The organism is Nonomuraea sp. ZG12 (assembly GCF_052068115.1).
Lineage (GTDB): Bacteria > Actinomycetota > Actinomycetes > Streptosporangiales > Streptosporangiaceae > Nonomuraea.
In genome coordinates, this window is sequence record NZ_JBQHCW010000009.1 from 87,563 (window position 1) to 112,668 (window position 25,106).

Sequence of the window (25,106 nt, forward strand, 5' to 3'; positions counted from 1 at the left end):
CTTTGACATCGTCAATGTAACAAAAGACGGACATCATGTCTATGATTCTTTACATCAGGAGGGGCGGCGCCCTGCTGCCGGGGGCTTGCAAGGTCAGAGGGTGGGACGCTTCGGCTGGAAGAGCCAGGCGTCGAAGAGAGCGTCGAGCTGCTTGCCCGACATGCGCTCGGCCAGCGCGACGAACTGCTCCGTCGTGACGGAGCCGTACTGGTGCTCGCTGGTCCAGGTCTTGAGCAGCTCGAAGAACGTCTCGTCGCCGATGGCCCCGCGCAGCGCGTGCAGCGTCATCGCGCCACGGCTGTAGACCGACTCGTTGAACAGGTCGTCGGCCCTGGCGCGGCCGGGCGGGTAGGCCCAGATGGAGTCGTTCGCCGGGCGCTCGTAGAAGGACTTGAAGGAGGCGTCGGCGGTGCCGGTGCCCTTGTGTTCGGCCCAGAGCCACTCGGCGTAGGTGGCGAAGCCCTCGTTGAGCCACAGGTCCTTCCAGCGCTTGATGCTCAGGCTGTTGCCGAACCACTGGTGGGCCAGCTCGTGGGCGATGATGTCCGCGCCGGGCTCGAAGCCGCCGTAGAGAGGCTTGGTCTGGTTCTCCAGCGCGTAGCCGGCCGAGAAGTCGTCGACCACGCCGCCCGTGGAGGAGAACGGGTAGCGGCCGAACACGGTGCCCCAATGGTCGGTGATCTCGGCGGAGAGCTTGTAGAGCTTGTCCAGCGAGCCGGCGAACTTGGGGTCGACCGCCGCCAGGTTGCGGATGCCGCCCGGCGTCGTGCCCTGCCGGAGCTGGAACTTGCCGACCGTGGCCGTCGCCAGGTAGGTGGTCATCGGGTGCGCCTCGCGCCAGGTGAAGGTGGTCTTGCCGCCCGAGGTGCGCGGCTTGCCGGTGAGCTCGCCGTTGGCCAGCGCGGTCACGCCCTTGGGCACGGTGATCTCGAAGTCGAAGGTGGCCTTGTCGGCGGGGTGGTCGTTGCCGGGGAACCAGGTCCTGGCGCCGTTGGGCTCGCAGGCCACGAACGCGCCGTCGGGGGTCGGGATGAAGCCGTACCGGCCGAGGTTGGAAGAGTCCACGACCGGCTGCGGGACGCCCGCGTAGGCCACCTTGACGGTGAAGGCCGACCCCTGCCGCAGCGGCGCGGCGGGGGCGACGGTCAGCTCGTGGCCCGCGCGGGAGAACGTGGCGGCGGCCCCGTCGACGGAGACCTCGCTCACCTTGAAGCCCTTGAGGTCCAGGTTGAACCGGGTCAGCGATTGCTTGGCCGTGGCCTGGATCGTCGCCACGCCGTCGAGCCGCCGGCCCGCCGGGGTGTAGCCGAGCTTGAGCGCGTAATGGGAGACGTCGTAGCCGCCGTTGCCGTCGAGGGGGAAGTCGGCGTCGCCGATCCCCGGCGCGCCGGCCTGGGCGGAGAGTCGCTCGGCCGGGCGGGCCGCCCCGTCGGACGGCCCGCAGGCGAGCGCGCCCATCAGGGTGGCCAGGAGAACGGCGGCCTGCCGCTTGGTGGACCTCATCTGCGCTACGTCCCCCTTCGATGCGTGACCACCAGACTACGCTGAGTCAGGCACCGCTGGAGACGCCTCGCGTCAGAGGTTTCCCCTGCGCTCCTGCTCGCGCTCGATGGCCTCGAAGAGCGCCTTGAAGTTGCCCTTGCCGAACCCCAGCGAGCCGTGCCGCTCGATGAGCTCGAAGAAGACCGTCGGCCGGTCCTGCACCGGCTTGGTGAAGATCTGCAGCAGGTAGCCGTCCTCGTCCCTGTCGACCAGGATCTTGCGCTTCTTCAGCTCCTCGATCGGCGCCCGCACCTCGCCGATGCGGCCGCGCAGCTCGGGGTCGTCGTAGTAGGAGTCGGGCGTGTCGAGGAACTCCATCCCGGCCGCGCGCATGTGGTCGACCGTGGTCAGGATGTCGTTGGTGGCCAGCGCGATGTGCTGCACGCCGGGCCCGCCGTAGAACTCCAGATACTCGTCGATCTGCGACTTCTTGCGGCTGACCGCCGGCTCGTTCAGCGGGAACTTGACCTTGCGCGAGCCGTCCGCGACGACCTTGGACATCAGCGCCGAATACTCCGTGGCGATGTCGTCGCCGACGAACTCCGCCATGTTCGTGAAGCCCATGACCTTCCGGTAGAACTCCACCCATTCGTCCATCTTGCCGAGCTCGACGTTGCCCACACAGTGGTCGACGGCCTGGAACAGCCGCCCGGTCCTGGTGGCGGGCGGCGCGACGAGCGGCGTGGCGGGCTGGTATCCCGGCAGGTACACGCCGCCGTAATTGGCCCTGTCCACGAGTGTGTGCCGCGTCTCGCCGTAGGTGGCGATCGCCGCGAGCACGACCTTGCCGCGCTCGTCCTCCATCGTGTACGGCTCCGCCAGGCCGCGCGCGCCGTGGGCCACGGCGTGCCGATAGGCCGCCTCCACGTCCGGGACCTCCAGGGCCAGGTCGATCACTCCGTCGCCGTGCTCGGCCACGTGCCCGGCCAGGTCGGTGCCGGGCCTGATCGAGGACCGGAGCTCGAACCTGGCGCTGCCCGAGGTGAGCACGTAGGCCACCTCGTCGCGGCTGCCGTTCTCCGGCCCGCGATAGGCCACCAGCTTCATGCCGAAAGCCGTCGAGTAGTAGTGGGCTGCCTGCTTGGCGTTGCCGACGGCGAACACCACGGCATCCATCCCGTTGACCGGAAAGACATCGCTCATAGAGCTAACTCTCGATAGAGATGGACGAGTTGTGCAAGAGTTGCTTAAAACAGTGGACAATATGCCCACTGCTGGACGGCATCCACCGGAGAACCTGTACACCATGACGATCGATGAGCTGGACGCCCGGTTGATCGCGTTGCTGTCCGCCGAGCCGAGGCTCGGCGTGCTGGAGTGCTCGCGCAGGCTCGGCGTCGCCCGCGGGACCGTCCAGGCCCGGCTGGACAGGCTGGCCGCCCGAGGCGTCATCACCGGGTTCGGCCCCGACATCTCGACCGAGGCGCTCGGCTACGACGTCACCGCCTTCGTCCTGATGGAGATCCGCCAGGTCGCCGGGCACGACCCGGTCGCCGACCGGCTGGCGCTCATCCCCGAGGTGCTGGAGGTGCACACCATCACCGGCGGCAGCGACCTGCTGTGCCGGGTGGTGGCCCGGACCAACGCCGATCTGCAGCGGGTCATCGACGAGATCGTGGACGTCCAAGGCGTGCTCAGAACGTCGTCGATCATCGCTCTGGACACCCCGGTTCCGTACCGAGTCCTCCCGTTGGTCGCCGATGTCCCTCGCCGGGCGGCGCGCGAGCCGTAGCATCGGCGGAGGGACGATGCACCGTTATCGATCGTTTACCCTTGTGACCTTCGCCCAGGTGACGGGGGGATCGACGGACGTGATCGGGGGGTGACGGCATGCGGAAGCGGCGATGGCTCCGTATCTCACTGATTGTCGGTGGCTCGGGGTTCCTCGTGCTGGCCGCGCTTTTCGGCATCGCGTGGGCGATGACCCCCATCCCGGACAGCACCCAGAAGGACGCCACGGCGCAGGGCTCGGTCATCTACTACCGCGACGGCAAGAGCGTCATCGCCCGGCAGGGCGTCGACCGCCGCACCGTGGAGCTGGCCAAGGTGCCCGAGCACGTGCGCGACGCCGTGATCGCGGCCGAGAACCGCTCGTTCTACGAGGACGGCGGCGTCTCGGCCAAGGGCACCACGCGCGCCCTGTGGTCGACGCTCACCGGCCAGCAGCTCCAGGGCGGCTCCACCATCACCCAGCAGCTGGTGCGCAACTACTACAGCGGCCTGAGCCAGGAACGGTCCATCACCCGCAAATTCAAAGAGATCATGATCTCGATCAAGGTCGACCAGTCCAAGTCCAAGGACTGGGTGCTGGAGCAGTATCTCAACACCATCTACTTCGGCCGCGGCGCCAACGGCGTCCAGGCCGCGGCCCAGGCCTACTTCGGCAAGGACGTCGACGAGCTCGGCGTCGCCCAGGGCGCCTACCTCGCCGCGGTCATCCAGCAGCCCAGCCGCTTCGCCGACCCCAAGGGCGCCGACCTCGACGCCGCCGAGGTCCGCTGGCGGTCGGTCGTCCAGGCCATGGCCGAGACCGGCGCGCTCACCGCCGAGGAGGCCGCCGAGCAGAAGTTCCCCAAGCTGACCGCGCCGAAGAAGCCGTTCCAGCTCAAGGGGCAGGCGCAGTACATGCTGGAGCAGGTGACCTCGGAGCTCAACCGGCGCGGCTACTCCGACGAGGACATCAACGGCGGCGGCCTCAAGATCGTCACCACCTTCGACAAGAAGCTCATGGAGGCGGCCGAGCGCGCCGTCAAGGAGACGCTGCCGGACTCCACGCCCAAGAAGGTGCGCACCGGCCTGGCCGCGGTCGACCCGGCCACCGGCGAGATCGTCGCCTTCTACGGCGGCAGCCCCGACCAGACGAAGTACGACAACGCCTTCTCCGCCAAGGTGATGGCCGGCTCCACCTTCAAGCCCTACACGCTGGCCGCCGCGCTGGACAACGGCTTCGAGCTGTCCACCAGGGTCAACGGCAACTCCCCGATGCGGGTGGCCTCCGCCCCCGACACCCCCATCCCCAACGACAGCGGCCGCTCCTACGGGCAGATCAACCTGGTGAGCGCCACCCAGAACTCCGTCAACACCGCCTTCGTGGACCTCGCCCAGAAGGTGGGCACGGACAAGGTCGCCGCCACCGCCACCGCCATGGGCATCCCGGCCCAGCAGCTCGGCCCGCACGTCGAGGCCGCCACCTTCCCGCTCGGCGTGGCCTCCGTGAGCGCCGTGCAGAACGCGTCCGGCTTCTCCACCCTCGCCAACGGCGGCGTCCACATGGAGGCGCACGTGGTCAAGCGCGTCACTGGCGCCGACGGCAAGAAGGACACGATCAAGCCGGTGGCCACCGAGGCCGTCAGCAAGCAGGCGGCGGCGGACGCCACCTACGCGATGCGGCAGGTCGTGCAGTACGGCACCGGCACGGCGGCACGGCTCTACGACCGTCCCGTGGCGGGCAAGACGGGCACCACGGACGACTCCCGGTCGGTCTGGTTCAACGGCTTCACCCCGCAGCTGGCCGTCGCGGTGGACATGTTCCGCTCCGACAACAAGCCGGTCAGCGTCCCCGGCTACGGCGTGCAGTTCGGCGGTCAGCTGCCGGCGCAGATCTGGCGGGCGTTCATGACCGAGGCCATGCGGGACAAGCCCGTCGAGGACTTCCCCGAGCCGTCCAGCCTCGGCTACACGCCGGACTACTCCGCGCCGGAGCGCGACTACGACGAGCGCCCCACCACCACCCCCACCCGGCAGCCGGAGCAGTGGGACGACGTCCCGGAGAACGAGGTCACCGAGCCGCCCCTCGTCGACGACGCGCCGATCGAGGAGGGCCCCGTCGAGGAGGAGCAGGGACCTCCCGAGCGGGACACGGACCAGCCGGCCGTGCCGGACCTCCAGCCCTCCGGCCGCCCCGACGACGGCGAAGCCGACCCGGCCGACCTCGGCTGACCCACCCCGCCGCCCGGCAGCGCCGCCCCCCGGCCACGCGGTCGCGCCGCCACCCGGCCGCGTAGATCTGACGATCAGGCGGCCGGGGCGCGGTGGGGCTAGCGGTCGGCCAGTTGGGCCCGTAGGTCTTCGGGGGTGGTGACGGGCAGCCGGCAGGTGAAGCCGCGGCACACGTAGGCCGCCGGCGCGCCGGCGATCAGCTGCCGCCCTTCCAGCAGCGGCACCCCGCCGTCCGCGACCTCGCCGTCCGTGCTCTCGGCGGCCGGCGTCGCGGGGCCGCCCAGGGCGATCACCAGGCCGGGCACGTCGGCGAGGTAGGCCTCCCGATGCAGGATCTCGGTACGCGGGTCGCCGGGCGGCCCGACGACCGCCACCTCGACCGGCCCGTCGAGCGCCGCCCGCGCCACCGCGAGCCCCCAGCCGGCGAACCGGGCGTGCTTGGCCGCCAGCACCGAGACCGTGCCGAGGGCCGCGTGCGCGGCCTCCCGGTGCCTGCTGGAGCCGGTCAGGGCGGCGTACGACAGCAGCGCCCCCGCCGCGGCGTACTGCCCAGAGGGCGTGGCGTTGTCAGTGGGGTCCTGCGGCCGCTGGAACAGCCGCTCGGCGTCGTCCGCGGTGTCGTAGAAGCCGCCCGTCCCGTCGGCGAACCGGTCGAGCAGGGTGTCGAGCAGCGTGCCCGCCAGCCGGAACCAGCGCGTCTGCCCGGTCGCCCCGTAGAGGGCGATCAGCCCCTCGGCCAGGTTGGCGTAGTCCTCCAGCACTCCGGCGTTCGTGCCCGCCCGGCCGTCGCGGGAGGTCCGCAGCAGCCTGCCGTCGGCCACGTGCACCCGTTCGAGCAGGGTCGCGGCGGCCTCGGCGGCCTTCACCAGGTCGGGCCGGTCGAGCGCCATGCCGGTCTCGGCCAGGGCCGCGATGGCGAGCCCGGTCCAGCCGGCCACCACCTTGTCGTCCCGTCCTGGACGTACGCGCTCCTCCCGGGCGGCGAGCAGCCGCTCGCGCACGCTCGCCAGCCGGGCGGGGTCGGCGGGGTCCTGCGGGAGTTGCAGGACGGACGTGCCGTGCTCGAACGTGCCGGTCACGTCGAACACCTCGGCCGCCCACGCCCCGTCGTCGTCGCCGAGCACCTCGCGCAGTTGCTCGGGCGTCCAGACGTAGAAGCGGCCCTCTTCGCCCTCGCTGTCGGCGTCCAGGGCGGAGGCGAAGCCGCCCTCGGTGGTGCGCAGCTCGCGCAGCAGCCAGTCGGCGGTCTCCAGCGCCACCCGACGGGCCAGCGGGCCGCCGCCGGCCCGCCACCAGTGGGTGTAGACCCGCAGCAGCAGCGCGTTGTCGTACAGCATCTTCTCGAAGTGCGGCACCACCCAGCCGGCGTCCACGCTGTAGCGGGCGAAGCCGCCGCCGAGCTGGTCGTAGATGCCGCCGCGCGCCATCGCGGCGAGCGTCGTGCCGCTCATCTCGCGCTCACCGGAGCGCAGCAGGAACTCCAGCACCATCGACGGCGGGAACTTCGGCGCGCCGCCGAAGCCGCCGCGCACCGGATCGAACGACTCGCGCAGGTTGCGTACGGCCGTCTCCAGCGTCTCGTCGGTGGGCAGCGGCCCGCTGGGCAGGGAGGCGCTGGAGTTGAGCACCTCCACCACCTTCGAGCCCTGCTCCAGCACGGTCGCCCGGTCGTTGGCCCACGCGCCGGACAGGCCCTGCAGCAGCCGCTGGAACTGGGGGCGCGGGAAGTAGGTGCCGCAGTAGAACGGATGTCCCTCGGGTGTGGCGAACACGGTCATCGGCCAGCCGCCCTGCTGGGTCATGGCCTGGGTGGCGCTCATGTAGACGGCGTCGACGTCGGGGCGTTCCTCGCGGTCCACCTTGATGTTGACGAAGTTGTCGTTCATCAGCCGGGCGGTGCCGGGATCCTCGAAGCTCTCGTGCGCCATGACGTGGCACCAGTGACACGCCGAGTAGCCGACGCTGATCAGCAGCGGCACGTCGCGGCGCCGGGCCTCGGCGAACGCCTCCTCGCCCCACGGGTGCCAGTCGACGGGATTGCCCGCGTGTTGCAGCAGGTAGGGGCTCGTCGCGTCCTGCAACCGGTTCATTACTTCACTTTAGACGGTCGCTCCGGTGACGATCGGGGTGACCTGGTGTTCTCCGGGCGGCTGTGTGCGCGGGGGAGCGGGGGCGTAGTTTACGGATCGTGGACCTCGACTACGTCTGTGCGCACGCCGGCCGTCCTGCAGCCGCTCTCACTCGCAGGGACGTCGCACGCGCGCTGCTCACCGTGCCCTCCGGGGTGGCGCTCGTGGCGCTGCCCGACCTGCGGCGGGAGCTTCTGGCCGCCGGCAACCCGCTGTCGCCGCCGTTCTGGGAGTCGGCCAGGACGACGCTCGGCTCGATCGAGTCGGGGGCCGCCACCGTCGGCGACGTGCAGCGCTGGGTCGAGTCGACGGGGAGCGAGCCGATCCTGATGACGCCGAGCTATTTCGTGTGGGCGGAGGAGAACGAGCGCGGGCCGGTGACGGAGGAGATGTTCGACCTGCTCGTCGCCTACCTGGAGGAGCGGATGCGCTCGGGGGAGATCGACCCGGACGCGCTGGCGACCGGCGACCACCGGGCCCGCCGCGCCTACGAGGAGCTGCAGGAGCGCTGGCTCAGCACGCCGCTGCCCGACGGGCGGGTGCCGGGCTTCGTGGTCAGCGACGAGCAGGACGAGGAGCTTCATGCCGCGGTGGGCGAGGAGGAGGCGCTGGCGCTGTCGGAGCTGCACCGGATCATGGGCGAGCTGGACAAGCAGCCGGATCTGCCCGTGGCGGACCTCGCGCGGGCCGGCACCCGGCTGCGGGGGCTGCTCGACCGTCCCGGCTATCCGGCCAACGTGTTGCGCGCCTGCGCGGGGTTGGAGGACCGGCCGCTGCCCGACGACGACACGGAGCTGTGGCTGGCGGTCGCGGCGGGGATCGCGGGGCCGCTCTCCGACCTGCCGGAGGAGGCGGACCTGCTGGAGGAGTTCGTGGACCTCGATCGTGAGCTCAGCGACGAGGACACGGTGCTGGCCAACCTGTTCGCCATCCAGTACGCCGACTGGCTGGCGGCGGTCACCGCCCTGGTCAGGCTGGGGCCGGGCGTCCTCGCCTCACCCGAGCGGATCGCCCGGCTGATCTCGGAGTCCGAGGACATCGACGCCTACGACGAGGGCCCGGACGACCTCGGCGCGACCGAGGTGCTGTTCGGCCCGGTGGTGAGCCTGTGGGGGCACCTCGGCATCGTCGACGAGGACGGCGTGCTCACTCCGCTGGGCTGGTGGGGCCTGCCCAAGGCGCTGGAGCGCGCCTGGTCACCCGTCGACTAGATCCTGGTATTCGGGGTGGCGCTCGATGTAGGTCACCACGTAGGGGCACAGGGGCACGACCCGCAGTCCGGCGTCGCGGCTCGCCTCCAGGGCGTGCTTGACCAGCCTGCCGGCCAGCCCCTTGCCCCCGTGCTCCGGCTGGACCTCGGTGTGCGTGAGCACGATCTTCGCGCCCCGCAGGCGGTAGTCGGCGAACCCGGCGACCTGTCCGTCCACGAGAACCTCGAACCGGCTCTTCGCCGGGTCGTCGACCACTTCGATCGTCGGCATCTACTCGGATTTCTTGTCGAGGTCGGCCTCGTGCGGCACTTCGATCCTGGCGATCTGCTTGTTCATGGACTTGACCAGAACGTACAGGGCCAGGCCGATGAGGGCGACGACGGTGAAGCCGAGGATGCCCGGGCTGATATCACCTGCTGCTAGAACGTGCACACGTCCAGTCTGCCACCTGGGTGCCGTGCTCGGTTCGGCGGCTCAGTGGCTCGGCGGAGAGGTGGCTCAGTGGCAGGCCGGTGAGCTCTCCTCGGCGTGGATCCCGGCGAACAGGTCGTCCTCCGGCAGCTCGGTGTCGACCAGCGAGCGCGCCAGGTGGTAGTCCTCGGTCGGCCAGACCTCCTCCTGCACCTCACGCGGGCACTGGAAGAACCAGCCGTCGGGGTCCACCTGGGTGGCGTGCGCGAGCAGCGCCTCGTCGCGGATCCGGAAGTATTCGGCGCAGCGCACCTGGGTGGTCACGTGCCACTTGGTGGGCCGGTCCTCCCACCGGGAGATCCAGTCGGCGTACGGTGAGCCGAGGCCGCGCGCGGTCATCGCCTCGTGCAGCGCCTCGAACCGGTCCTTGCTGAAGCCCATGTGGTAGTAGAGCTTCAGCGGCTGCCACGGGTCGCCGGTGCCGGGGTAGCGGTCAGGGTCGCCCGCCGCCTCGAACGCCTCCACCGAGACCTTGTTGGTCATGATGTGGTCGGGGTGCGGGTAGCCGCCGTCGTCGTCGTAGGTGATGATCACATGCGGCCTGAACTCGCGCACCGCGGCGACCAGCGGAGCCGAGGCGTCCTCCAGCCTCTGCACGGCGAAGCAGCCTTCGGGCAGCTCCTCCTCCTCGTTCTCCGGCAGCCCCGAGTCGACGAATCCCATGAAACGCTGCTCAACGCCGAGGATCTCGCGGGCCCGGGCCATCTCGGCTCTGCGCACCTCGGCGATGTTCGCCACGATCTCGGGACGGTCCATTTTGGGGTTCAGCACGGAACCACGCTCACCGCCCGTGAGCGTACAGACCAGCACGTCCACGCCTTCACGGACGTAACGTGCCATCGTCGCAGCGCCCTTGCTCGACTCGTCGTCGGGGTGGGCGTGGACGGCCATCAGCCTCAGCGGTGCACTCACGGGCTCGATGTCTCCTCAGTAGGGACCGATCACTTGCCCAGAGAGGTTAGTTTCTGCTGGGCGGTCGCGAGGGCGTGGCCCCCGCAGGCGACAATTGTCTCGGATAACGCTCAGGGAGTGCAGGGAGATTCCGCCATGGCCACCAGAGATGTCGAGAACGGGCCCGTTCTCGGCACACCCGACGACTTCCCCGACCGTCCAGAACGCGGCGGGCGGCTCGTCGTGCACGTCGTGATCGGCGTGCTCGTGGCCATCATCGCAGGTGGATGGGGTTATGTGATGTGGTCGATGACCGGCAGCAACACCGGCGCGGTGGCGCAGGTGGTGTCCTTCGACGTCGACCCGGCCCAAGCCGAGATCACCTTCACCGTCAGCAAGCCCTCCGACAGGGCGGCGGTCTGCCGGATCAGGGCCACGGACGTGGACCACGCAGAAGTGGGCAGCAAGGAAGTAAGAATTCCCGCTGGTGAGGGTAGTAAGCAGCTCAAGGAACGCCTGGACACCAGTGTCCAGGCCACTTCCGTGCACGTGCAGTACTGCAATCTCGTATAGTGAGACATTTGGGGAAGCGTTCGCGCGGTTGGCTTGTTAGTCTTTCGCGATTCAACCGCATGCAACCTTCAGTGATCTCAGGGCCCCCTAGCTAGCAAGGAGAACCCGTGGCCGACTCTCGCGATGAGAACGTCACATGGCTGACGCAGGAGGCGTACGACCGCCTGAAGGCCGAGTACGAATATCTCTCGGGGCCCGGGCGCGTCGACATCGCCAAGAAGATCGAGGCCGCCCGCGAAGAGGGTGACCTCAAGGAGAACGGCGGCTACCACGCGGCCAAGGACGAACAGGGCAAGATGGAGGCGCGGATCTTCCACCTCCGGCAGATCCTGGACAGCGCGCAGGTGGGTGAGGCCCCCAAGACCGAGGGGGTGGTGGGCCCCGGCATGACGGTGACCATCCGCTTCACCGGTGACGACGACGAGGTGACGTTCCTGCTCGCCTCCCGTGAGGAGAGCGGCTCCCCGATCGACGTCTACTCGCCACGGTCCCCGCTCGGCGCGGCGATCAACGGCAAGAAGATCGGTGAGAAGGCGACGTACAGCATGCCGAACGGTCGTCAGAACACCGTCGAGATCCTCGAGGCTGTGCCGTACATCGGCAACTGACCCCCGAAGAACAGCTCCGCCGGGCCCACGCTGGCCCGGCGGAGTTCGCTCGTTCCTCGGGGATCGGCCAGGACCTCAGCTTCCTGGTGAGCACGAGGCGGCGGCGTGACACCCGCAAGCTGATCCCGTTCATCGTGGTGGCGCTGGTCGCCGTGCTGACGGCCGACGTGCTGCTGCTCGCCGAGATCAGGCAGCCGGCCGAGCCGGTCGTCACGGAGGCCGTACGGGTCCGCCCGGCTCCGAAGCAGAGCCTGATGGCGCAGTCGGAGACGGTGCAGCCGGTGAAGCCGCTCGCGGGCCTGCACAAGCCCAATCTCTTCGTGGTGACGCGCAAGCCGCTCACCCAGGCGCACTTACAGAAGGTCGCCCGGCTGCCGGGGGTGCGCGCGCTGGAGCTGGCCGACGCCGCCAGCGTCACGCTCGACGGCAAGCGGGTGCAGACCCTCGCCGTCGACCCCTCCTCTTTCCGCGCCTACACGCCCAAGGTGACGGCCGCCTCGGACGCGCTGTGGTCCAACGTGGCGGCGGGTGACGTGGCCGTGTCGTTCGTGCTGGGCAACGACGGCGGGCTGACGCTGCATCGGAAGGTGAGCGGGCCGGCCGGGCCGCTGCGGATCGGCGCCTACGCCACGACCGGCTTCGGCGGGGTGGACGCGGTCGTGTCCAAGCGGACCGGCCGCACGCTGGGCCTCCCGCGTGACAACGCGCTGATCATCAGCGCCCCGAAGGCCGACTCGGCCAGGCTCCGCGACAAGCTGGAGAAGCTGCTGCCGAAGGGCACCCAGACGGCCATGGTCAACCCGGTGCTGCCCGTACGGCAGACCAGGCAGCGCAACTGGCCGACCGGGTCGTTCATGTCGGGTGAGCAGCTCACGGCCGCCCTGGAGGCCGCCGCCTCCAAGCTCGGCACACCGTACGTGTGGGGCGCCGAGGGGCCGACCACCTTCGACTGCTCGGGGCTCGTCCAGTGGGCCTACGGTCAGGCGGGGGTACGCATGCCGCGCGTGACGCACCAGCAGTGGGTGACGGGCCCGCAGGTGCCGCTCAGGGATGCGCAGCCGGGTGACCTGCTGTTCTGGCGCAACGACCCCACCAATCCCGCCTACATCTCGCATGTGGCGATCTACTGGGGCAACGGCAAGATGCTGCACGCCCCCCGCACGGGGGACGTGGTCAAGATCGCCCCGGTGAACACCCGCAACCTGGCCGGTGTGGTCAGGGTGAGCCCGCAGGCCGCCACCCAGGTTCGCTGAGCCTTCTGGTTCCGTACGAGACCGCCTCGTTCTGGTGCGTGCTATTTTCCGGCAACTATGTAATGTTGATTACATGGCAAGCGATGACATGACAGCGCAGATGCGCGGCTGGTTCACCGGGCGGCTCCCGCAAGGCTGGTTCACCGGCCCGCCCCAGGTCACCAGGGACCGCGAGGAGATCGCGGTCGTCGGCACGCTGCCGGATCCCCCGGCGGGCGTGGAGGAGGCCGAGCGAGGGGCCCTCATCGACGGGCTGATCGGCCGGTTCAGGGAGGAGACGCGGGAGAGGCGCATCGAGATCGCCAAGGAGGCCGAGCGGAAGTTCCGGCAGAAGGTCTCCTGGGGTGTCACCTGTGGTGGCGAGACTGTGATGTTCACCACACTCTCCGTGCCCGTCATGACCAGGTTGCGGCAGTCCGAGCGACAGGTCCTCGACACGCTCGTGGCCGCCGGGGTGGCCCGCAGTCGCAGCGACGCCCTCGCCTGGTGCGTCCGCCTGGTCGGCCGCAACACCGACACCTGGCTGGGGGAATTGCGCGACGCCCTGCAGCATGTGGACCGGGTCAGGTCCGCGGGGCCCGACGTCAATTCGTGAGCGGATTGGACTAAACCATTCGGCACATTGGTTTAGACCATTTCGATTGGCCTAAACCAGTGCGCCGGCGACTTTCTTTTAAAACGTGTCCCGGTGGGTAGGTTCCTCCAATCGTCAAGGCCGCTGCCTGCGACGACAGCCGAGTCAGAGGTCTATGCCAATTGGCTTTCCGGTGTCGTCGTCGTTAATGATGAGCGGGCCCTGAGAGAGTGGAGGAGCCGCAGCCGTGTCTGTTTCCGTGGAAGTTCCCACGCCTACCGCCAATGCCGAATTGGCCGCGTGGGTGAAAGAGATAGCCGCCCTTACCGAGCCGGACCGGATCGAGTGGTGCGACGGCTCGGAGGAGGAGTGGACGCGCCTGACCAACCTCCTGGTCGACCAGGGCACGTTCACCCGGCTGGCCAAGCGGCCCAACAGCTTCTACGCGACCTCCGACCCGAGCGACGTGGCCCGGGTCGAGGACCGCACCTTCATCTGCTCCGAGCGAGAGCAGGACGCCGGGCCGACCAACAACTGGATCGCGCCGGCCGAGATGCGCAGGACTTTCGGCGAGGTGTTCAAGGGCAGCATGCGCGGCCGCACGATGTACGTCGTGCCGTTCTGCATGGGGCCGCTCGGCGGCGACATCTCCCAGCTCGGCGTCGAGATCACCGACTCGCCGTACGTCGTGGTCTCGATGCGGGTCATGACCAGGATGGGCGATCGGGCGCTGCGCCTGATCGAGGAGCGCGGCGAGTTCGTCAGGGCCGTCCACAGCGTCGGCGCGCCGCTGGAGCCCGGCCAGCAGGACGTCCCGTGGCCGTGCAACTCCACCAAGTACATCAGCCACTTCCCCGAGACCCGCGAGATCTGGTCCTACGGCTCCGGCTACGGCGGCAACGCCCTGCTCGGCAAGAAGTGCTACGCGCTGCGCATCGCCAGCGTGATGGCGCGTGACCAGGGCTGGCTGGCCGAGCACATGCTCATCCTCAAGCTGACGCCGCCCTCCGGGGAGCACCGCTACGTCGCGGCCGCCTTCCCCAGCGCATGCGGCAAGACCAACCTCGCCATGCTCCAGCCGACCATCCCCGGCTGGAAGGTCGAGACGGTCGGCGACGACATCGCCTGGATGCGCTTCGGCGACGACGGCCGGCTCTACGCCATCAACCCCGAGGCCGGCTTCTTCGGCGTCGCGCCCGGCACCGGCGAGACCACCAACGCCAACGCGGTCAAGACGCTCTGGGGCAACAGCATCTTCACCAACGTCGCGCTCACCGACGACGGCGACGTGTGGTGGGAGGGCCTGACAGACAAGCCGCCGGCGCACCTGACCGACTGGAAGGGCCGCTCCTGGACCCCGGACAGCGACGAGCCAGCCGCCCATCCGAACTCCCGCTTCACCACGCCCGCCTCCCAGTGCCCGATCATCGCCCCCGAATGGCAGGACCCCAAGGGCGTGCCGATCTCGGCGATCCTGTTCGGCGGCCGCCGCGCCACCGCGGTACCGCTCGTCACGGAGTCGCTGAGCTGGGAGCACGGCGTCTTCCTCGGCGCGAACATCGCCTCGGAGAAGACCGCGGCGGCCGAGGGCAAGGTCGGTGAGCTGCGCCACGACCCGTTCGCGATGCTGCCGTTCTGCGGCTACAACATGGGCGACTACTTCGCCCACTGGCTGGACATCGGCCGCCGCCAGGGCGCGAAGCTGCCGCGCATCTACTACGTGAACTGGTTCCGCAAGAACGCCGACGGAAAGTTCATCTGGCCGGGCTTCGGCGAGAACAGCCGCGTGCTCAAGTGGATCGTGGACCGCCTCAACGGCGAGGCCAAGGCCGTGCCGACCCCGATCGGGCTGGTGCCGGACTCGCTCGACACCGAGGGGCTCGACCTGCCCGAAGAGGACCTGCGCACGCTGCTGAGCGTCGACCGCGAGGTGTGGCGCGAGGAGGCGGCGCTGATCCCGGCCCACTTCGACACGTTCGGCAAGCAGCTGCCCAAGGAGCTGTGGGAGGAGTACAACGCCCTGGTGGACCGCCTCGGCTGACCTTGTGCGACGCGGCTGGCCCGGCTAGCTTGGCGGCCCCGCAGTGCTGCCGAGGGAGCCGGGACGGACACGGGATGGACAACGTCTTACTGATCGCGGCCATCGGCGTGGTGGGGCTCGTCCTCGCCGCCGACCGAGCCGCCCAGCGTGCCGCCGACAGGGCCCGGGGCAGGGCGGGGGCGGGGTCTGGCGGCTCCGGCGCCGACCTGTCCCCCTATGAGCTGGCGTACCTCTCCGGCGGGCCGCGACGCGCGCTCAACGCGGCGCTGGCCGTCCTCGCGACGGCCGGCGCCGTCCGCGTCTCACGGGGCGCGCGCGTGACGATCGTGTACGCCGCCCGCCCGTCGCCGGTGCCGATCGAGCAGGCGGTGCTGGACGTCCTCGGCGCGCGGCCGGGCGGCTGCACGGCAGGTGAGCTGCGGCACGCGCTGGCGGAGCACCCGGCGCTCGCCGAGCTGGCCGGCGGTCTCACCCGCCGGGGCCTGCTGCTGCCCGAGGGGGCGGTGGCCGACGCCGCGAACGGCCGCCTGAGATGGCTCATGGCGGCCGTGGCGGCGGGGTTCGTCTTCGAGGTGACCGCGATCGTGCTGGCGGTGGCCGGCGTGGCGGGCAAGGAGGGGAAGTTCCTGGGGGCGCTGCTGTTCGGCGCGTTCGGGGTGTTCGTGGGCCTCTCGTCGATCTACAAGGAGCGCCGCAAGCAGCGTGACCGGGTCAGCAAGGAGGGGCGCCAGGTGCTGCTGTCGGCGCTGCGCCGCCATCCGCGCGGCTTCCGCGACCCGGCCTCGCTCAGCCTGGCCGTCGGCGTCCCCGTGGCGCTGTACGGCCTGGGCGAGGTGGACGATCGGATCATCGGCGAGGAGTTGTCGGCCGGGAGCCCGGGCGGCGACATCGCCGGATCCTGCGGGACCTACGCGGACCCCTCCTCGGGCTTCGGTTCCTCAGGCTTCGGCTCCTCGGGTTCCGGGGATGGCGGCGGGGGCGGTTTCGGGGGCGGCGACTTCGGCGGCGGCGGATCGTCCGGCTGCGGCGGAGGCGGCGGGTCAGGTGGTTGAGACCTTCAGGCGGGAACCTTTCCGCCGCTCGCGGGCGTCTACTGGGTACCTGCAGAGGAGGCGGCCATGGGGGTCCTTGTAACGCTCATCCTGGTCTGTGCCGTATTGATCGCAGCCGTCATCGCGACCACCATGTCGCTGAAGAGCCGATACGCCCGCCTGCGCCGGGCCGTGGACGCGGGAACGCGTGAGCTCGGCGCCTACGAGGTCGCCTATCTCGCCGGCGGCGCGCTGCGGGCGGTCAACACCGCCATCGCCGTGCTGACCCGGGCGGGGCTGCTCCGCGTCTCCAGAGGAGGCCTCCTGCACCCCGTCGCGGGGGCGGCTCGTCCCGGCGACGACCTCGAACGGGCCGTCCTGGCGGCGGCGGGCAGCGGGGCCTCGGCCCACGAGGTCCGCCACGAGGTCGGCAAGGGCCAGGAGATGACCGCCATCCAGCACCAGCTGATCGCCCTGGGCCTGATCGCGCCCGAGGAGGCGGCCGGGACGGTCCGCTCGCGGCTCAGGCGCCTGGCGCTGCTGTCGGCGCTGTGCCTGATCCTCGTGCCGGTGACCCTGCTCTGCGTGCTGTTCCTGCCCGAGGCGGACACCATGGCAGGGGCCCTGCTGGCCGTGGGCGCGATAGCGCTGGTGGTGTCCGGGATCTCCGGGCTGAGCACCTATGTCCGGCTGCGGCGGGCGCTGCGGAGCCTGGTCACCTACGCGGGCCAAGAACGGCTGAGCAGGGCCAAGAGCACGCACCGGCCGGGCGCCCCGGCGGCGACGGTGTCGGACATCTCCATGCCGGTCGCCCTGTACGGCCTGAGCGCGATGGGCGACCCCGAGACCGAGGCCGAGCTCAACGCCCGCGACAACGCGGTGCCGCCCGGCGGCAGCTGCGCGGGGGGAACCTGCGGCGGCTCCCACGACACCAGCCAGAGCTTCGGCGGCGGCGACTTCGCCGGCTCCAGCGGCACGAGCTCCAGCGGCGGGAGCGGCAGCCACAGCGCCTCCAGCAGCTCCTGTGGCGGTGGCAGCAGCTCGTGCGGTGGTGGCGGCGGCTGTGGCGGTGGGTGCGGTGGCGGCTGACCAGCCACGGGAGCATGCGGTGGCGGCTGACCGATCCCCGGAGCATGCGGAGTCGGCTGATCGTCGACCGGAGCACGCGGCGAGTGGGAGGCGGGGTCCGATGGGGCGGCTGGGGCTGGGCATCGGGTGGCGCGCGGAGATCGATCTCACCGTGGAGAGGCTGGCCGGCGTCGAGTTCGTCGAGGTCATCGCCGAGAACATCCGTCCCGCCTCCCTCCCCGCGTCGCTGCGGCTGCTGCGCGAACGCGGCCTCCCCGTGATCCCGCACGGCGTGAGCCTCGGCGTCGGCGGCGCCGAACCACCGTCCGCCGCCACCCTCGCCCACCTGGCCGCCTGCGCCCAGGCGCTGGACGCCCCGCTGGTCAGCGAGCACCTCGCGTTCGTCCGGGCGGGCGGCGTCGAGGCCGGTCACCTGCTGCCCGTGCCCCGCACCCGCGACGCCCTGAAGGTCGTCGCGCAGAACGTGCGCCAGGCCCAGGACGCGCTGCCGGTCCCGCTCGCCCTGGAGAACGTGGCCGCCCTCTTCGGCTGGCCAGAGGACGAGCTCACCGACGCCCAGTTCCTCGGCGAGCTGGTCGAGCTCACCGGCGTGCACCTGCTCATCGACGTCGCCAACCTCTACACCAACCAGGTGAACCTCGGGCTGTCGGCCGTCCAGGCGCTGGACGACCTGCCGCTGTCGCAGCTCGCGTACGTGCACGTCGCCGGTGGGGAGGAGCACGGCGGCGTCTGGCACGACACGCACACCGCCTCGGTGCCCGAGCCCGTCCTCGACATCCTCCGGGAGCTCTGCGCCCGCACCCACCCGCCGGGCGTCCTGCTGGAGTGGGACGACCACTACCCCAGCGACGAGACCCTCGCCGCCGAACTCTCCCGCATCCGAGCCGCCACGACCACCCCCGCCACATGACCCCCGACCCACCCCCAGCCCCGCCCCCGAGCGCACCAACCGCACAGTCCCCGAGCTTGTCCGACGGGCAGCCCCCGGGTGGTCCTGCTGAGCGGGGCCGGAGGCGGTCGGCTGGGCAGGAGCCGCGGGTGGCCGGTGACCGGGATCCCGGTGGGGAGGATGGGGAGGGTCGGCGGAGGTTGGCCGAGGCGCAGGCGCGGGTGGTCGCGGCGTTGGTCAGCGGTGCGGAGCCGCCGGAGGGGTTCGACGCCGCGCGGTTGAGGGTGCAGGCGGGCAGCCTGGTGGCCAAGCGCCGCAGTGTCGTGGCCAGGCTGCGCCCGGACGCGGCCCGGGCGGCGGGGAAGGATCTGGCCGCCGACTTCGCCGCCTACGCCCGCTCCCGTACGGTGCCGCCGCCCGGTTATCGCGCGGACGCCGACGATTTCGCGGCCTGGCTCCGCGCCCAGGGGAAGATGCCCGCGGAGCCTGCTCCGACCACCCCGCCCGCCGGGCTCGCTGAGGCTGCGGAGCCGGGCAGGTCGTCCTGGTGGGTCAGGTTGTGGCGGCGTTCTCCCTGATCAGGCGGCGCTCTTCCGGTCAGGTGCCCTCTTCCCCGTCGGCAGGCGGATTTCCTCCGGGGCAGACCCTCCCCGGAGGAGGGCTACGCTGTCGAATACGCACCATTCCGCTCGTGCCCCAGTGGGCACGGGTGGCGAGTGGCGGCTGCCCGGAGGTCTGTGAAAGACCTGCGGGGCGGGCGGGCAGGGCAGGTGAGTGGTGCTCGTGCCGGCGGCGTTCGGCTGGGTTCGTGCATGGGCTCATGGACGGCTTCGGGCGGGTCGGAAAGCCGTCTGGAGCCCGTGGATGGGCACGGGCACGGGCGAAACGCGGTGATAATTGCCTGTTGGGTCGTCCGACCTGAGGTACTGCAGCGCTGGGGAGGGACTCCGTGGGCCTGCGCGATGTGGTCTACCGGGTGTACGAACGCCGGCTGGAGGCCAAGCTGTCGAAAGACAGCGTGCCCCGGCACGTCGGGGTCATCATCGACGGCAATCGCCGCTGGGCGCGCGCCATGGGGATGCGGGACGTCGCGACGGGACACCGTAAGGGCGCCGACAAGATTGCCGAGCTGCTCACCTGGTGTCGTGAGACCGGTGTCGAGGTCGTCACGGTCTGGATGCTGTCGAACGACAACCTCAACCGGCCCAGCGAGGAGCTCGAGCCGCTGCTGGGCATCATCGAGGACGTCACGCAGGAGCTCGTGGAGCTGGGGTGGCGGATCAGTCCGGTCGGAGCGCTCGACCTGCTCCCGGACAGGACGGCTAATGTCCTAAAAAATGCGAAAGAAGTAACATCACACCGTCCGGGCCTGATTGTGAACGTTGCAGTTGGGTATGGAGGAAGGCGTGAGATTGCCGATGCGGTGCGCTCACTCCTCCAGGAGCATGCGAGCAGGGGCGCGAGCATCGAGGACCTCGTCGAGGTGCTCGATGTCGAACATATCGCGGAGCATCTCTACACTCGCGGCCAGCCCGACCCGGATCTTCTCATCCGGACCTCGGGCGAACAGCGTCTGTCGGGCTTCATGTTGTGGCAGAGCGCTCACTCAGAGTTCTACTTCCACGAGGCTTACTGGCCCGACTTCCGCAGGGTGGATTTCCTGCGGGCGCTGCGTGATTACGCTGCGAGACACCGACGTTACGGTTCCTGACGGGACATCTGGGTATCCAGAACGTAACGTTGGAAGTGTCCGGTCGCAGACCGAACACTCCGGAGAGGTCCCGCCTTTGCACCAACATCTGCCGAGGGGGGCCGGAACCCGGCACCGCCGGCATGTCGCGGTGGGAGACCCGGGTCCGGTCCGATTCCCGCCTCGTCTGCAGGGCGCCCGACCGCTAGGGCGCCCGGGGGAGAACGTGTGGCAGTGTCCTCGAGCAACCCTTCGACCAACCCCGCCAAGCGCACTTACGTGCTGGACACCTCGGTCCTGCTAGCCGATCCGGCGGCAATGACCCGCTTCGCGGAGCACGATGTCGTTCTGCCGATCGTCGTGATCACGGAGCTGGAGGGAAAGCGGCACCATCCCGAGCTGGGCTATTTCGCCAGAAAGGCCCTGCGCTACTTCGACGACCTGCGCGTTGAGTACGGCAGGCTGGACGAGCCCATGCCGACAGGGGACGGCACGATCAGGGTTGAGCTCAATCACAGCGATCCGTCCATCTTGCCCGTGGGGTTCCGCCTGGGCGACAACGACACGCGCATCCTCACCGTGGCCCGTTCGCTGGCCGCGGAGGGGTGTGACGTCGTGCTCGTCTCCAAGGACCTGCCCATGCGGGTCAAGGCGGCCTCGATCGGCCTGTCGGCGGAGGAGTACCGCGCCGAGTTGGTGGTCGAGTCCGGCTGGACGGGGATGGCGGAGGTCCAGGTGACCGCGGAGGGCGTCGAGGCGCTCTTCGAGCACGGCACGGCCGACCTGGAGGAGGCCAGGGAACTGCCCACGCACACCGGCCTGCGGCTGCTGTCGGCGAAGGGATCGGCGCTCGGGCGGGTGCAGCCGGACAAGTCGGTGCGGCTGGTGCGCGGTGACCGTGAGGTGTTCGGGCTGCACGGCCGCTCCGCCGAGCAGCGCATCGCGCTGGACCTGCTCATGGACCCGGAGATCGGCATCGTCTCACTCGGCGGCAGGGCGGGCACGGGCAAGTCCGCCCTGGCCCTCTGCGCGGGGCTGGAGGCGGTCCTGGAGCGCCGCCAGCACCGCAAGGTGGTCGTCTTCCGCCCGCTGTACGCCGTCGGCGGTCAGGAGCTCGGCTACCTGCCCGGCGGCGAGGGCGAGAAGATGGGCCCGTGGGCGCAGGCGGTCTACGACACCCTGGGCGCGGTCACCACGCCGGAGGTGATCGACGAGGTGCTCGATCGCGGCATGCTGGAGGTGCTGCCGCTGACGCACATCCGCGGCCGGTCGCTGCACGACGCCTTCGTCATCGTGGACGAGGCCCAGTCGCTGGAGCGCGGGGTGCTGCTGACCGTGCTCAGCCGCATCGGCGCCAACTCACGGGTGGTGCTCACCCACGACATCGCCCAGCGTGACAACCTGCGGGTCGGGCGGCACGACGGCGTGGTGGCCGTGGTGGAGAAGCTGAAGGGGCATCCGCTGTTCGCGCACGTCACGCTGACCAGGTCCGAGCGCTCGCCGATCGCCGCGCTGGTGACGGAGATGCTGGAAGACCTGTCCATCTAGCTCATTTGAACTCGCCGCACGTGCGCCGTCCCTCCGTGGTGGTGGAGGGGCGGTCCACGTACTGGCGGATGATCTTGACTTCCTCGACCGTCGTATCCTGCAGGGCGGTGCACACGATCTGCGCCTTGCCGAGCTCGGTCAGCGTGCCCTCGCCCTTGATGAACACGGTCAGCGTCGAGGTCCGCGGCAGCTTGACCTCGTCGCGCTGGACGGGGTTGAGCGAGTCCTCGATGCCCTCGAAGACGAAGCCGCGCAGGGCGGTGTCCCGGTCGCCGAGCGGCTGGGTCGAGGCGTCGAACAGGGCGGTGAGGAGGCTGCTCACCGAGTCGGAGTCCACGTCGGCGGGCTCCAGCGTGAGCTCGCCGTCCTTGAGCAGGTAGATGGTCTTGGACGGTGGCGGGACCCGGACGACGGGCGGGCCGCCCCGGTCGATCACGTCGGTGGGGGAGATGCCGCAGGCCGCCGTCAGGAGCAGCGCGACCGCCGCGAGCGCGTGCCGCCTGCTCATGGGTGCGGGAGCCAGACCGTGAAGAGCGTGCCGGGATTCTGCGCCCGTACGGAGATCGTGCCGCCGTGCAGGTGCACGTTGGCGCGCGCGATGGCCAGGCCCAGGCCGCTGCCCTGGCTGCGGGAGCGGCCCGCGCCCGCCTTGTAGAAGCGGTCGAAGACGTGCGGCATCGCCGCCGCCGGGATGCCCTGGCCGTGGTCGCGCACCTTCACCTCCAGGCCGTTCTGCGTGGCTCTCGCGCTGACCTCCACCGGGGGCGCGCCGTGCTTGAGCGCGTTGCCGACCAGGTTGGCCACGATGACGTCGAACCTGCTCAGGTCGAGGGTGACGGTCAGGCTCCGGGAGGAGGTCACCTCGACCTGCTCGCTCCAGCCTCGCACTTCCAGGCAGTCGTGGATGGCGTCGGACACGTTCACCGGCTCCAGGTTGAGGGTGGCCGTGCCCGCGTCGAAGCGGCTGACCTCGATGAGGTGCTCGACCAGTTCGCGCAGCCGCTCGATCTCGCGCAGCACCAGCCGCACCGCCTCGGCGGGCGCCGTCGGCAGCCGGCTGGCCTCCTCGGAGAGCATGTCGGCCACGGCCGTCATCGCGGTGAGCGGCGTGCGCAGCTCGTGCGAGACGTCGGCGACGAACCTGCGCGACATCGCCTCCAGCGAGCGCAGCTCCGCCACGCTCAGCTCCAGCGCCGCCGCCGCGTCGTTGAACCTGGAGGTCAGCTCGGCGAGCTCGTCCTGTCCGTGTACGGGCAGGCGCGTGTCCAGGCGGCCCTGGCCGAGCGCCTGAGCCGCCGCGCTGAGCCTCCGTACGGGCAGCAGCACCTGTCTGGCCGACAGTACGGCCACCACCAGGGCGATGAGCACGATGGCGGCGCCGCCCTGGGCCAGGGTGGCGCGCAGCGTGGCCAGCTGGCTCTCGTCGTCGCGCAGCGGGAAGAAGACGAACGCCCGTAGCCCGGTCGCCTCGGGCGCCTTGGCGGTCGCGCGGTGGACCTCCGCGCCGACGATCAGCCAGAGCTCGCCGCGCAGCGTCTTGCGCTGGATGACGATGTTCTGCTTGGAGCGGCCGTGCAGCTCGTTGGGCACGTCGTTCATGGTCATCGGGCCGTCGGTGTGCGTCAGGTCGCCGTACTCCAGCACGACGCTGCGGCCGGGGCCGTCGAGTGCCTGGGACAGGTTGGACAGCTCTCTGGTGCCGGGCTCGGCCTCGCCCGGCCTGAGCCTGCCGATGGGGAAGCTGATCTGGTTGAGCTGCCTGGTCACCAGGTCGACGGAGGAGTCCTCGGCCCGCTTGAGCAACGCCGTCTTGGCCAGCTCGAACCCGATGGTCGCGACGAGGACGGACGCGGTGACGGCCACCAGGGTGAAGGTGATGACCAGGCGCGCCCGGAACCCGGTGGGCGGCCGGATCACGGAGGACTGAACCGGTAGCCGAAACCGCGCACGGTGTGGATGAACACCGGCTCCGCCGGCCTCGGCTCGATCTTCGCCCTGACCCGCTGCACGCAGGCGTCGACCAGACGGGAGTCCGCGACGTGCGTGTGGTCCCAGACCGCGCGCAGCAGGTAGCGCCGGTTGAGCACCTGGCCGGGATGGCGTACCAGCTCCAGCAGCAGGCGCAGCTCGGTGGGCGTCAGGTGGATCTCCTTGCTGGCCAGCATGACCTTGAGCGCGCCTCTGTCGATCATGAGGTCGCCGAACGAGATGCGGTCGGAGGTGGCGGATTCGGCCCGGCGCAGTACGGCGCGGATGCGGGCGTCCAGCACCCGCGGCTCGACCGGTTTGACCACGTAGTCGTCGGCGCCCGCCTCCAGGCCGACCACCACGTCCAGGTCGTCGCCCCGCGCGGTGAGCAGGATCACCGGGAGCTGGTCGAGTTTGCGGATGCGCCGGCACACCTCGACGCCGTCGATGCCGGGCAGCATGACGTCGAGGATGACGATCTCGGGGCGGCGGGAGCGTATGTGGTCCAGAGCCTCCTCACCCGTCGCGTAGGCCGTGACGGAGTGCCCCTGCCTGGTCAGCGCCAGCTCCAGAGCTGTGCGCACAGAGGGGTCGTCTTCAACGAGAAGGATGCCTGCCACGGGCACATTATTAGTCCATGTCGCGTATATCCGGGTTGTGTCACGAAACCGTGACGTGCCGGGGATGTGGCTCTGAAGTCCCTGCGGCAGGCTGGTTACGGTCCTCCCTTCGGTTACGGGAGCCCGAAGGGCGGACCATGCCACTGTGACCAAAATCACAACCATCAGGAAAGTTCGGGCTAACCTGCAGGTTAGCCAACAGATGGCAAAGTAAATCCCGCGTTTCGGTTGCGGAGTACCCCCCAAGGCAGGGCAAGCTCATGGACCGTGAGCCCAGGTCCGAAGTTGAGTGAGCGCCCAGCGCGCAGCGCCTCCCGCCCGGCACGCCGGCGCTCGCGGCTGACCCCGAAGCGGATAGCGATCATCGTCCTGTCCGTCGTGGTCGTCTTCGGCGGTGGCGGATACGTCGCCTACCGCGCGGTCCAGAACGCCAACGCCCCGCAGACCGACGCGTTCTCGCTGGAGGATCTCGGTGCGTTCGCCAGTGGCGACCTCAGCGCGCCCGACCCCGAGACCGACGCGCTCAAGGAGGCGGCCACGCAGGCGTACAAGGCCGCCGAGCTCAAGGCCGCACGCGAGGGCAAGGACGCGCTCGACGTGATCGAGATCAAGAAGAAGGCGCCGGGCGGCGACGGTTTCCCGCCCGCCAACTTCCCGCCGGGCAGCGACCCGTCCCCCGGCACCAACAAGGCCACGGCCAAGAGCATGCTCGCCTCGGCCGGGTTCGGCCAGGACCAGTGGGGCTGCCTTGAGTCACTCTGGATGAAGGAGAGCGGCTGGAACGAGCGGGCGATGAACCGCTACTCCGGCGCCTACGGCATCCCCCAGTCCCTGCCCGGCACCAAGATGGCCAGCGCGGGCGCCGACTGGCAGACCAACGCCGCCACCCAGATCAAGTGGGGTCTCGGCTACATCAAGGGCCGCTACGGCACTCCCTGCGCCGCTTGGGGGCACTCCCAGGCCAAGGGATGGTACTAGCGGGTCAGCTTTCCTTCTGTAATCGGCAAGCCGTCGCGACCGCCCATGTATGACCGCGCAC

24 protein-coding genes are annotated in these 25,106 nt (G+C 70.1%); 15 read left to right on the top strand and 9 right to left on the bottom strand.

Annotated features, from left to right (window positions below):
• Positions 1 to 93: 93 nt before the first annotated feature.
• Together ACTMTF_RS24905 and hppD are read right to left on the bottom strand one after the other, a co-directional pair.
• A complete protein-coding gene (locus ACTMTF_RS24905) occupies positions 94 to 1,503 on the bottom strand; it encodes a M1 family metallopeptidase (protein ID WP_441112843.1) in 1,410 nt (469 codons plus the stop codon).
• 72 nt (positions 1,504 to 1,575) lie between these two features.
• The gene (gene hppD / locus ACTMTF_RS24910) at positions 1,576 to 2,685 is read right to left on the bottom strand and encodes a 4-hydroxyphenylpyruvate dioxygenase (RefSeq protein WP_441112844.1); all 1,110 of its coding nucleotides are present in this window, start codon (positions 2,683 to 2,685) and stop codon (positions 1,576 to 1,578) included.
• 103 nt (positions 2,686 to 2,788) lie between these two features.
• On the opposite strand from hppD, the gene ACTMTF_RS24915 reads away from it, so the two are divergent.
• Both ACTMTF_RS24915 and ACTMTF_RS24920 read left to right on the top strand, forming a co-directional pair.
• Positions 2,789 to 3,274, top strand: coding sequence for an Lrp/AsnC family transcriptional regulator (locus ACTMTF_RS24915; protein ID WP_397011931.1), 486 nt, complete (start codon positions 2,789 to 2,791; stop codon positions 3,272 to 3,274).
• 98 nt (positions 3,275 to 3,372) lie between these two features.
• Positions 3,373 to 5,481, top strand: a complete 2,109-nt coding sequence (locus ACTMTF_RS24920; RefSeq protein WP_441112845.1) for a transglycosylase domain-containing protein — start codon at positions 3,373 to 3,375, stop codon at positions 5,479 to 5,481.
• Between the two features lie 98 nt (positions 5,482 to 5,579).
• On the opposite strand, the gene ACTMTF_RS24925 is transcribed toward ACTMTF_RS24920, so the two are convergent.
• Positions 5,580 to 7,571: a thioredoxin domain-containing protein gene (locus ACTMTF_RS24925; protein ID WP_441112846.1), complete on the bottom strand. Its 1,992-nt coding sequence runs from the start codon at positions 7,569 to 7,571 to the stop codon at positions 5,580 to 5,582.
• A 98-nt stretch (positions 7,572 to 7,669) separates the two neighbouring features.
• On the opposite strand from ACTMTF_RS24925, the gene ACTMTF_RS24930 reads away from it, so the two are divergent.
• Entirely contained in the window at positions 7,670 to 8,821 is a 1,152-nt protein-coding gene (locus ACTMTF_RS24930; RefSeq protein WP_441112847.1) for a hypothetical protein, read from the top strand.
• On the opposite strand, the gene ACTMTF_RS24935 is transcribed toward ACTMTF_RS24930, so the two are convergent.
• The 3 genes from ACTMTF_RS24935 to mca form a co-directional block, all read right to left on the bottom strand.
• A complete protein-coding gene (locus ACTMTF_RS24935) occupies positions 8,807 to 9,091 on the bottom strand; it encodes a GNAT family N-acetyltransferase (RefSeq protein ID WP_397011924.1) in 285 nt (94 codons plus the stop codon). The genes ACTMTF_RS24930 and ACTMTF_RS24935 overlap by 15 nt on opposite strands.
• On the bottom strand, positions 9,092 to 9,253 hold the full coding sequence (locus ACTMTF_RS24940) for a hypothetical protein (protein ID WP_397011922.1): 162 nt from the start codon (positions 9,251 to 9,253) through the stop codon (positions 9,092 to 9,094).
• 66 nt (positions 9,254 to 9,319) lie between these two features.
• Complete coding sequence (gene mca, locus ACTMTF_RS24945; protein ID WP_441112848.1) at positions 9,320 to 10,204, bottom strand: mycothiol conjugate amidase Mca; 885 nt, start codon at positions 10,202 to 10,204, stop codon at positions 9,320 to 9,322.
• Between the two features lie 135 nt (positions 10,205 to 10,339).
• On the opposite strand from mca, the gene ACTMTF_RS24950 reads away from it, so the two are divergent.
• From ACTMTF_RS24950 to ACTMTF_RS25000, 11 genes are all read left to right on the top strand, one after another.
• Complete coding sequence (locus ACTMTF_RS24950; protein WP_441112849.1) at positions 10,340 to 10,756, top strand: DUF4307 domain-containing protein; 417 nt, start codon at positions 10,340 to 10,342, stop codon at positions 10,754 to 10,756.
• Positions 10,757 to 10,863: 107 nt separating this feature from the next.
• Complete coding sequence (greA, locus tag ACTMTF_RS24955) at positions 10,864 to 11,364, top strand: transcription elongation factor GreA (protein ID WP_397011916.1); 501 nt, start codon at positions 10,864 to 10,866, stop codon at positions 11,362 to 11,364.
• A gap of 86 nt (positions 11,365 to 11,450) precedes the next feature.
• The gene (locus ACTMTF_RS24960; RefSeq protein WP_441112850.1) at positions 11,451 to 12,617 is read left to right on the top strand and encodes a C40 family peptidase; all 1,167 of its coding nucleotides are present in this window, start codon (positions 11,451 to 11,453) and stop codon (positions 12,615 to 12,617) included.
• Between the two features lie 73 nt (positions 12,618 to 12,690).
• Positions 12,691 to 13,212, top strand: a complete 522-nt coding sequence (locus tag ACTMTF_RS24965) for a hypothetical protein (RefSeq protein WP_397011912.1) — start codon at positions 12,691 to 12,693, stop codon at positions 13,210 to 13,212.
• Positions 13,213 to 13,438: 226 nt separating this feature from the next.
• Positions 13,439 to 15,232, top strand: coding sequence for a phosphoenolpyruvate carboxykinase (GTP) (locus ACTMTF_RS24970; RefSeq protein WP_441112851.1), 1,794 nt, complete (start codon positions 13,439 to 13,441; stop codon positions 15,230 to 15,232).
• Between the two features lie 74 nt (positions 15,233 to 15,306).
• Entirely contained in the window at positions 15,307 to 16,284 is a 978-nt protein-coding gene (locus ACTMTF_RS24975) for a TIGR04222 domain-containing membrane protein (RefSeq protein WP_441112852.1), read from the top strand.
• Positions 16,285 to 16,350: 66 nt separating this feature from the next.
• Positions 16,351 to 17,352 carry a TIGR04222 domain-containing membrane protein gene (locus tag ACTMTF_RS24980; RefSeq protein ID WP_441112853.1) on the top strand — a complete coding sequence of 334 codons (1,002 nt, stop codon included), beginning with the start codon at positions 16,351 to 16,353 and terminating at the stop codon, positions 17,350 to 17,352.
• Positions 17,353 to 17,452: 100 nt separating this feature from the next.
• Entirely contained in the window at positions 17,453 to 18,262 is an 810-nt protein-coding gene (locus tag ACTMTF_RS24985; protein ID WP_441112854.1) for a DUF692 domain-containing protein, read from the top strand.
• A gap of 128 nt (positions 18,263 to 18,390) precedes the next feature.
• Entirely contained in the window at positions 18,391 to 18,819 is a 429-nt protein-coding gene (locus tag ACTMTF_RS24990; protein WP_441112855.1) for a hypothetical protein, read from the top strand.
• Positions 18,820 to 19,190: 371 nt separating this feature from the next.
• Positions 19,191 to 19,952, top strand: coding sequence for an isoprenyl transferase (locus ACTMTF_RS24995; RefSeq protein ID WP_397011900.1), 762 nt, complete (start codon positions 19,191 to 19,193; stop codon positions 19,950 to 19,952).
• A gap of 207 nt (positions 19,953 to 20,159) precedes the next feature.
• Entirely contained in the window at positions 20,160 to 21,479 is a 1,320-nt protein-coding gene (locus ACTMTF_RS25000) for a PhoH family protein (protein WP_441112856.1), read from the top strand.
• Between the two features lies 1 nt (position 21,480).
• Here ACTMTF_RS25000 and ACTMTF_RS25005 read toward each other — a convergent pair whose 3' ends face one another.
• The 3 genes from ACTMTF_RS25005 to ACTMTF_RS25015 are packed head-to-tail and all read right to left on the bottom strand — an operon-like array spanning position 21,481 to position 24,067.
• Positions 21,481 to 21,987 carry a hypothetical protein gene (locus ACTMTF_RS25005; protein ID WP_441112857.1) on the bottom strand — a complete coding sequence of 169 codons (507 nt, stop codon included), beginning with the start codon at positions 21,985 to 21,987 and terminating at the stop codon, positions 21,481 to 21,483.
• Positions 21,984 to 23,396 carry an ATP-binding protein gene (locus ACTMTF_RS25010; protein WP_441112858.1) on the bottom strand — a complete coding sequence of 471 codons (1,413 nt, stop codon included), beginning with the start codon at positions 23,394 to 23,396 and terminating at the stop codon, positions 21,984 to 21,986. The genes ACTMTF_RS25005 and ACTMTF_RS25010 overlap by 4 nt, the downstream gene beginning before the upstream one ends.
• Positions 23,393 to 24,067, bottom strand: coding sequence for a response regulator (locus tag ACTMTF_RS25015; protein WP_397011892.1), 675 nt, complete (start codon positions 24,065 to 24,067; stop codon positions 23,393 to 23,395). Before ACTMTF_RS25015 ends, ACTMTF_RS25010 begins: the two co-directional genes overlap by 4 nt.
• Before the next feature lie 285 nt (positions 24,068 to 24,352).
• On the opposite strand from ACTMTF_RS25015, the gene ACTMTF_RS25020 reads away from it, so the two are divergent.
• Positions 24,353 to 25,045 (top strand): lytic transglycosylase domain-containing protein, encoded by a 693-nt coding sequence (locus ACTMTF_RS25020; protein WP_441112859.1) that lies wholly within the window; start codon positions 24,353 to 24,355, stop codon positions 25,043 to 25,045.
• Positions 25,046 to 25,106: the final 61 nt, after the last annotated feature.